Raw genomic sequence first — 7,510 nt, forward strand, 5'->3', positions numbered from 1 at the left:
AACGCGTGGGTGATCACCGCGAGAACGCGTCGGAACGAGTGAACACGCGAAACGAGGGAACGCCGTGCGGACCTGTACGGCGTTGCAAGAGGAGACCATCATCACCGCCATACGCAAGACCGCCACGGCTGTCGGCTGCACCGCTGTCCTTCTCACCGCGGCGGCCGCCTGCGGCACGGTCCAGAACCTCACGGCCGGGCAGAAGGTGGACCACGCCGTCTCCCGGCTGGGCGAACAGAAGTCGATCGCCTTCCAGTTGGACCTGGACGCCGACGCGGCCGCGATCGACGCCGTCGCGGGCGAGGACGGTTCCGACGAGTCCCTTCCGCCGGAGTTCGCCAAGTTCGTCAGCGGCCTGCGCGTCGACGTCTCCGTCAAGTCCAGGAAGGCACTGGCCGATTCGGGCGAGAAGGACCTCGTCGGTACGAGCATGCGGATCACGGGCACCGACGGCGTCCTGGTCGAGTACCGGATCATCGGCGACTTCATGTACTACCGCACCGACATGAAGGCCATCGGCCGGGCGATGGGCGTTCCCATGCCGTCGCCCGACGAGCTCCCGCCGAGCCAGAAGGAGTTCAAGAAGGTCCTCGAAGGCGACTGGGTGAAGGTGAACACCAAGGAGCTGGAGCGGGCGGGGAAGGCCGCCGGGGGTGGCTCGAAGGGGGCCGCCGGCGACGGGGAGATCGACGCGAAGACCCAGAAGAAGGTTCTCGACGCCGTGCGCGGTGTCATCGGCCACAAGGTCACCTTCCGGACCAAGGCCGGCGCCGACGGGGTCGAGCACGTCGTCGCCACGGGCAACGTCCGCGACCTGCTCACCGGCGTCTTCGACAAGCTCCGCCCGCTGCAGGGCGACCTGCCGGCGGGAGCGGAACTCCCCTCCGCCAAGGACCTCAAGGACGCGCCGAACAGGAAGGCCGCCGTCGACTTCACCCTGAAGAACGGCGACCTCCGGCAGATCAGGGTCGACCTGGCCGTCCTCGCCGACAGCCCGCAGAAGGCCAAGCTGCCTCTCGTCCTGAAGTTCTCCGCCGCGGGTGACGTCAGCGCGCCGGCCGGGGCCACCGAGATCCCCGTCGACAAGGTCCCCGGCTCCAGCCCGCTGGGAACCGCCTTCATGGGCGGTGGGTTCTAGTACCGCAGCAGGCCCGGCAGGCCCGGCAGGCCCAGCAGGCGTAGTGGGCGAAGCCCGGCCCCTGAGGTGGGTTCCCGGGCGCCGGAAGTGTGTTCAGAACCCCGGCCAGGACGGCTCTTCCCGTCCTTGCCGGGGCAGTTCGAGACCGGTGTCGGTCGCCGAGTCGCAGTACTCCCGTACCGCGCTCGTACGCGCCACCACGCGCCCCCGGTGGATCACGATGCGGCTGTACGAGAGGGACAGCACCCCCGCCAGACCGTCCCCGCGGACGGCGAGCAACTCGGCCGGGAACCCCGCCTCCACGCGCACTTCGGGCAGCCCGAGGACGGCTCTGGCGGCACAACTCACGGCGTCGTAGGCCTCCTCGGGGTGCAGTCCGTACCGGGAGGCGAGCAAGTACGCGGCCTCCAGAGGGTCTCCGCGTCCCACCGGGTTGGACACGTCTCGCAGGGCGCCGCCGCCCGCGGCGACCCGCACCCCGGCCGCGCGCAGGAGCCGTACGGGAGCCGTGTCGCGCCCGTCGGCCGAGCCGCAGCCGCCCTGCGGCAGACACACCACCGTCACCCCGGCGGCGGCGAGTTGGTCCGCGGCGCGGGCGGCCACCTCGGAGGGCAGCCGGCCGAGCCCTCCGCACGGGCCGAGGGTCACCCCGGGCCGCAGCCCGCCCGCCATCGCGGCGAGCCGGGCCAGCCGGGCGGGATCGGCGGCGTCCGTGTGCAGATCCACCGGACAGCCGTGCTCGGAGGCGAGTTCCAGGACGGCCTCGACGTAGCCCGTCGGATCGGGGTCGGCGTCCGGGCAGCCGCCCACTACGGATGCGCCCATCTTCAAGGCGTCCCGGAGCATCGCGAGCCCGTCGGCGCCGGCCGCCCCGGTCAGCACCCGCGGCATCGCCACCGTCGTCAGTTCGGCGAGCCCCCGCAACGACCGCCGTACCTCGAGCACCGCCGCCAGCGCGTCCAGCCCTTGGACGTCACCGACGCGAACATGGGACCGCAACGCCGTGGCCCCGTGCCCGAGTTGCAGCAGGGCCGCCTCGGTGGCGCGGCGCCGGACCGCCAGGTCGTCGTACGCGAGAGGCCCCTCGCCGTCGGCCGTCAGGGCGGTGTCGCTGTGCGCGTGGGCCTCGGCGGGGGCCGGCAGGAGGAGGTAGCCACTGAGGTCCACCCGTGCGGCGCGAGCCCCCGAGGCACCCGCCGCCAGGCTTCCCGCGGTGCCGACCGCCTCGATACGGCCGCCGCCGAGCCGTACGTCCACGGTCCGGCCGTCGGTGAGCCGCGCCCCGCACAGCAGGAGCGCGGCCGGGTCGGTCTGTCCCGAGGGGGAGTGGGGCGGCTGCTGCTGACTGTCGGGCATCGCGCTCCTGTGGCTCGGGGGCGGCTGCGGAGGGACGACTGCGGGCGTGGGGACACAAGATCACGCAGCGTGGGTCGAGCCTAGGGCGGCGACCCGTCGACGTCAGGGAGGAGCGCAATAGTCGTACCGGCGTGGTCCGCTGACCGGCCGAGACCGGCCCCCTTCGGGAGGGTTCCACAACGGGCCGCTTGCTGACCGGGTTCCGACCGGCCGGGGGTGCGGCCGCTCCGCCGAGGACCGTCACCCGCCCCCGTGAGTGGCCGCTCCCGCGCGTGCCGTTGCCCGGCCCCGTGCGTGGCCGCTCCCGCGCGTGCCGCCACCCGCTCCCGTGCGTGGCCGCTCCCGCGCGTGCCGTCGCCTGGACGATCCGGCGCGTGCCCTCGCCTGGCCCGGTGCGGGCCATCCGGTGCGGGCCGACACTCGGCTCGTACGTGGGCTGCTCCGGCGCGTGCCGCCACCTGGCCTGCGGCGAGCACTCCGGCCTCAGCACATCACCCGGCCCGGCGAGGGCCGCCAGGCGGCTCCGTGCGGGGTTGCCCGCCGCAGCGCATCATCTGGTCCGGCGCAGGCGCCACCCGGCCCGGCACGCGGCCGCCCCGGCACACCACCCGGCCCGGCGCAGGTCCGTGCCCCCTGGGCGGCCCGAAAGCCGTCACCACCTGTGATCCAGGAGTCCGGAGAGGCGTCCGAAGGCTTGTGGGAACGGCCGGGAAACCGCTCGTGATCAGGCCCGGGCAGGTGCCGCGAAACGGATTTGGGCGATCGGCGGAGGACCGTGTAATGTCTTCATCGCTCGCCCCAATAGCTCAGTCGGTAGAGCGTCTCCATGGTAAGGAGAAGGTCTACGGTTCGATTCCGTATTGGGGCTCTGGTGAGGGAGGTTCCCGTCGCGAGGCGGGGACCGAACCCATCAAAGCGGTGTAGCTCAGTCGGTAGAGCAAGCGGCTCATAATCGCTGTGTCACCGGTTCAAGTCCGGTCACCGCTACTGACAGTAGCCGATTGTGGGGTCGGTCCTTCGATCGGCTACTCTTCTATGCGTTAATGTCCCATCCGTTCGTCAAGGAGCACTCCTGTGGCTGCCACCGACGTCCGCCCGAAGATCACGCTGGCCTGCGTGGAGTGCAAGGAGCGGAACTACATCACCAAGAAGAACCGGCGTAACAACCCGGACCGACTGGAGATGAAGAAGCACTGCCCGCGTTGCAACGCGCACACCGCGCACCGCGAAACGCGATAATTCAGGCTCGTACACGAGGCCGTCCCCTTCACGGGGGGCGGCCTCGCGTCGTTGTGGAACCGATGTCCGGCGCGGACCGGGGTGTCATAGGCGTACGGGCGTTTTCGAGCGAAGATGGGCCGTCCGGCCAAAACGGCCGGTCCCGCCGCGGCAACCGTGACACCTGGCGCACCGAGGGCACTCGGCGCACCGAGGACAGCCGGCGCGGTCGAGCCGTCCGTCCGCCGAAGACGTCCGGTGTGCCGAAGGCACCCGGCGTACCGAAGGCGTGCGACGTGGTGGCGAAGGCGGCCGTCGCGGCGAAGACATCAGGCGCGCAGCGAAGACCATCAGCGCAGCGAACACAACCAGGAGGTGCCGAGCCCATGGCGCTCGACCAGTCCTTCGTAGGGCGGTCCTACCCGCCCACCGACCCCTATGAGGTCGGTCGGGAGAAGATCCGCGAGTTCGCGGAGGCCGTGGGGGACAGCAACCCTGCGTACACGGACCCCGAGGCCGCACGTGCTCTCGGTCACCCCGATGTGATCGCCCCGCCCACTTTTGTGTTCGCCATCACGTTCAAGGCCGCGGGCCAGGTCGTGCAGGACCCGCAACTGGGTCTCGACTACAGCCGGGTGGTGCACGGCGACCAGAAGTTCGCCTACACGCGCCCGGTGCGCGCGGGCGACCGGCTCACGGTCACCTCGACCATCGAGTCGATCAAGTCCCTCGCGGGCAACGACATCCTGGACGTCCGTGGCGAGGTCCACGACGAGGCGGGCGAGCACGTCGTGACGGCTGTCACGAAGCTCGTGTCCCGCGCGGCGGAGGTGGGCTGACATGGCGGCGAAGATCTCTTACGCGGACGTCGAGGTCGGCACCGAACTGCCGCCCCAGACGTTCTCCGTGACGCGGGCCACGCTCGTTCAGTACGCGGGGGCCTCCGGCGACTTCAACCCGATCCACTGGAACGAGAAGTTCGCGGTCGAGGTGGGCCTTCCGGACGTCATCGCGCACGGCATGTTCACCATGGCCGAGGCGATCCGCGTGGTGACCGACTGGGTCGGCGACCCGGCCGCCGTCGTCGAGTACGGGGTCCGCTTCACCAAGCCCGTCGTCGTCCCGAACGACGACAAGGGCGCCACGATCGAGGTCGGCGGCAAGGTCGCCGCCAAGCTCGACGACAACACCGTCCGCGTCGACCTCACGGCGACCAGCGGCGGCCAGAAGGTCCTGGGGATGTCCCGCGCGGTCGTACGGCTGGCCTGACCCGGATCGGCGGAATTCACCGGAGCACGGGCATCCCTGCCCCGTGACCCACGCAAGTCTCGTAAGGGGCGTCCGTCCATGGCGGGCGCCCCTTACGCATCGGCGCCCGCCATGGACCGACCTCCAGGACCGGCGGTCACTCTGGATCGTCCCCAGGACCGGCGCCCACCCCGGATCGCCCCAGAGCCGGCGCCTGCCGTGGATCGCCCCCAGGGCCGACGCCTGCCGTGGATCGCCCCCAGGGCCGACGCCCGCCCACACCCGCACACCCACCCTTGACGCAGTTAGTGATTGAGTACTAACTTAGCTACATGGTCAGGATGAGCGCAGAGGAGAGGCGCGAGAGCGTCATCCGCGCGGCGATGAGCGAGTTCGCCCGCGGTGGCTACCACGGCACGTCCACCGAGGCGATCGCCCGCCGCGTCGGCGTCTCGCAGCCGTATCTCTTCAGGCTCTTCCCGGGCAAGAAGGCGATCTTCCTGGCGGCCACCGAGCGCTGCATGGAGCTCGCCCGGCAGACCATGGTGGAGGCCGCCGAAGGGCTGGAGGGCGAGGAAGCCCTGCACGCCATGGCCAACGCCTACGTCAAGGTGATCGCGGAGCACCCGGAGCGGCTGCTCATGCAGATGCAGACGTACGTAGCGGTGGCGGCGGCCGAGGAGGCCGGCGATCACGAGTTCGGCGAGGCGGTGCGGGCCGGCTGGATGCGGCTGTGGGACGCCGTGCACGTGCCGCTCGGGGCCGAGACCAGCGAGACGACGACCTTCATGGCGTACGGAATGCTCGTCAACTGCCTGGTGGCGATGGGTTTCCCGCCCGAGCACCGGGTCTGGGAAGGGCTCTACCCGTCGGCGCGGGTCACGGGCCGGCTGGAGAAGTAGCGCGAGGGAGAAGGCGGAGTTCGGCGCCTTTTCATGTCCACAAAAGTTAGTCATCAATAACTAATCGTCAATGGCGATCACATCATGCTCTGGGGGAGCGATGTCTCAGCAGACGGCAAAGAAAGCAGCACCGGCAGCGGAACCGGCCGCGCGTCGCGGTGGCGCTGGTTGGGCCCTTCTCATCACGAGCGTCGCCGGGTTCATGGCGGCTCTCGACAACCTCGTCGTCACCACCGCCCTGCCGTCCATCCGCAAGGATCTCGGGGGAGCGCTCGGCGACCTGGAATGGACCGTGAGCGCCTACACGCTCACCTTCGCCGTCCTGCTCATGTTCGGCGCGGCGCTCGGTGACCGGTTCGGCCGCCGCAGGCTCTTCCTGGTCGGTCTGAGCATCTTCACCGGTGCCTCGGCCGCCGCGGCCATGGCCCCCGGCATCGACTCGCTGATCGCCGCCCGCGCGGTCCAGGGCGTCGGCGCGGCGATCATGATGCCGCTGACCCTGACCCTGCTGACCGCCGCGGTCCCCGCGGCCAGGCGCGGGATGGCGTACGGGATCTGGGGCGCCGTCAACGGTCTCGCGGTCGCCTCGGGGCCCCTCATCGGCGGCAGCCTCACCGAGCACGTCTCCTGGCACTGGATCTTCTGGCTGAACGTTCCGCTGGGTCTCGCGGTGCTCCCGCTCGCCCGGCTGCGTCTGGCCGAGTCGTTCGGCGCCGGATCCCGGCTGGACTTCCCCGGCACCCTGCTGGCCAGCGGCGGCCTCTTCGGGATCGTCTACGGCCTCGTCCGCGGGCCCGCCGACGGCTGGACCAGTGGGTTCGTCCTGACCGGGCTGATCGCGGGCGGCGCCCTGCTCGTCGGCTTCGTCGTCCACGGCACCCGGGCGAAGAATCCGATGCTCCCGATGCGGCTCTTCCGCTCCCGTGCCTTCGCCGGCATCAACGCGGCCAGCCTGCTGATGTTCCTCGGGATGTTCGGCTCGATCTTCCTGCTCAGCCAGTACATGCAGGGAGTGCTCGGCTACTCGCCGACCGAGGCGGGGCTGCGGATGCTCCCCTGGACCGGTATGCCGATGCTGGTCGCGCCGATCGCGGGCATCCTGTCCGATCGCATCGGCGGCCGCCCGGTCGTCGCGGCGGGCCTCTTCCTCCAGGCCGTCGGCCTCGGCTACATGGCCGTCGTGGCCACCGCCCACGCCTCGTACAGTGCTCAGCTGCCCGCTCTGATCATCAGCGGTGTCGGCATGGCGCTGTACTTCGCCCCGGCGGCCAACCTGGTCATGTCCAGCGTCCGGCCGCAGGAGCAGGGCATCGCCTCGGGCGCCAACAACGCGCTCCGCGAGGTGGGCGGCGCGCTCGGTGTCGCCATCATGTCGTCGATCTTCGCCGCCCAGGGCGGATACGAGTCCGGCCAGGCCTTCGTGGACGGACTGCGGCCCGCGCTGGTCACCGGCTCGGCGGTCGTGGCCCTCGCCGGAATCGCCGCCCTGGTGATCCCGGCCGGACGCCGCGCCGCAGGGAACGCGGCGGACGCGACGGACGCCGCCCAGTCCGGCTCCTCCGGGTCGGCCCCGGTGCTGGAGACCGCCGGCCGCTGAGCACGGGCACGCACGCGTACGGCCCCGCCCGCCCGGGCGGGGCCGTACGCG

Annotated in this window: 7 protein-coding genes and 2 tRNA genes; 8 read left to right on the forward strand and 1 reads right to left on the reverse strand. The window is 71.1% G+C overall.

Features of this window, described 5'->3' with window-relative positions; translation table 11 throughout:
• The first annotated feature begins 64 nt into the window (after window positions 1–64).
• A complete protein-coding gene (locus ACFRIC_RS34020; RefSeq protein WP_382794022.1) occupies window positions 65–1,138 on the forward strand; it encodes a hypothetical protein in 1,074 nt (357 codons plus the stop codon).
• Window positions 1,139–1,231: 93 nt separating this feature from the next.
• Here ACFRIC_RS34020 and ACFRIC_RS34025 read toward each other — a convergent pair whose 3' ends face one another.
• Entirely contained in the window at window positions 1,232–2,494 is a 1,263-nt protein-coding gene (locus ACFRIC_RS34025) for an amidohydrolase family protein (RefSeq protein ID WP_382794024.1), read from the reverse strand.
• A gap of 795 nt (window positions 2,495–3,289) precedes the next feature.
• Between ACFRIC_RS34025 and ACFRIC_RS34030 the strand changes: the two genes are divergently transcribed.
• The 7 genes from ACFRIC_RS34030 to ACFRIC_RS34060 all read left to right on the forward strand — a co-directional run bounded on the left by ACFRIC_RS34030 (window position 3,290) and on the right by ACFRIC_RS34060 (window position 7,459).
• Window positions 3,290–3,362, forward strand: a tRNA-Thr gene (locus ACFRIC_RS34030).
• A gap of 46 nt (window positions 3,363–3,408) precedes the next feature.
• Window positions 3,409–3,481, forward strand: a tRNA-Met gene (locus ACFRIC_RS34035).
• A gap of 87 nt (window positions 3,482–3,568) precedes the next feature.
• On the forward strand, window positions 3,569–3,733 hold the full coding sequence (rpmG, locus tag ACFRIC_RS34040; RefSeq protein ID WP_003948671.1) for a 50S ribosomal protein L33: 165 nt from the start codon (window positions 3,569–3,571) through the stop codon (window positions 3,731–3,733).
• Between the two features lie 365 nt (window positions 3,734–4,098).
• The gene (locus ACFRIC_RS34045) at window positions 4,099–4,551 is read left to right on the forward strand and encodes a MaoC family dehydratase N-terminal domain-containing protein (RefSeq protein ID WP_261705289.1); all 453 of its coding nucleotides are present in this window, start codon (window positions 4,099–4,101) and stop codon (window positions 4,549–4,551) included.
• A 1-nt stretch (window position 4,552) separates the two neighbouring features.
• Window positions 4,553–4,981 carry a MaoC family dehydratase gene (locus ACFRIC_RS34050; protein WP_382794027.1) on the forward strand — a complete coding sequence of 143 codons (429 nt, stop codon included), beginning with the start codon at window positions 4,553–4,555 and terminating at the stop codon, window positions 4,979–4,981.
• 311 nt (window positions 4,982–5,292) lie between these two features.
• Complete coding sequence (locus ACFRIC_RS34055; protein ID WP_382794030.1) at window positions 5,293–5,862, forward strand: TetR/AcrR family transcriptional regulator; 570 nt, start codon at window positions 5,293–5,295, stop codon at window positions 5,860–5,862.
• A 100-nt stretch (window positions 5,863–5,962) separates the two neighbouring features.
• Window positions 5,963–7,459 carry a DHA2 family efflux MFS transporter permease subunit gene (locus tag ACFRIC_RS34060; protein WP_382794033.1) on the forward strand — a complete coding sequence of 499 codons (1,497 nt, stop codon included), beginning with the start codon at window positions 5,963–5,965 and terminating at the stop codon, window positions 7,457–7,459.
• Window positions 7,460–7,510 lie beyond the last annotated feature (51 nt).

Source organism: Streptomyces sp. NPDC056738 (assembly GCF_042790435.1).
In the GTDB taxonomy this organism is placed as follows: domain Bacteria; phylum Actinomycetota; class Actinomycetes; order Streptomycetales; family Streptomycetaceae; genus Streptomyces.

Bases quoted from the DNA above. Each gene is read 5' to 3' on its own strand.
- ACFRIC_RS34025 (WP_382794024.1), bottom strand. From the start codon at position 2,494: ATGCCCGACAGTCAGCAGCAGCCGCCCCACTCCCCCTCGGGACAGACC.
- ACFRIC_RS34045 (WP_261705289.1), top strand. From the start codon at position 4,099: ATGGCGCTCGACCAGTCCTTCGTAGGGCGGTCCTACCCGCCCACCGAC.
- ACFRIC_RS34050 (WP_382794027.1), top strand. From the start codon at position 4,553: ATGGCGGCGAAGATCTCTTACGCGGACGTCGAGGTCGGCACCGAACTG.
- ACFRIC_RS34055 (WP_382794030.1), top strand. From the start codon at position 5,293: ATGGTCAGGATGAGCGCAGAGGAGAGGCGCGAGAGCGTCATCCGCGCG.
- ACFRIC_RS34060 (WP_382794033.1), top strand. From the start codon at position 5,963: ATGTCTCAGCAGACGGCAAAGAAAGCAGCACCGGCAGCGGAACCGGCC.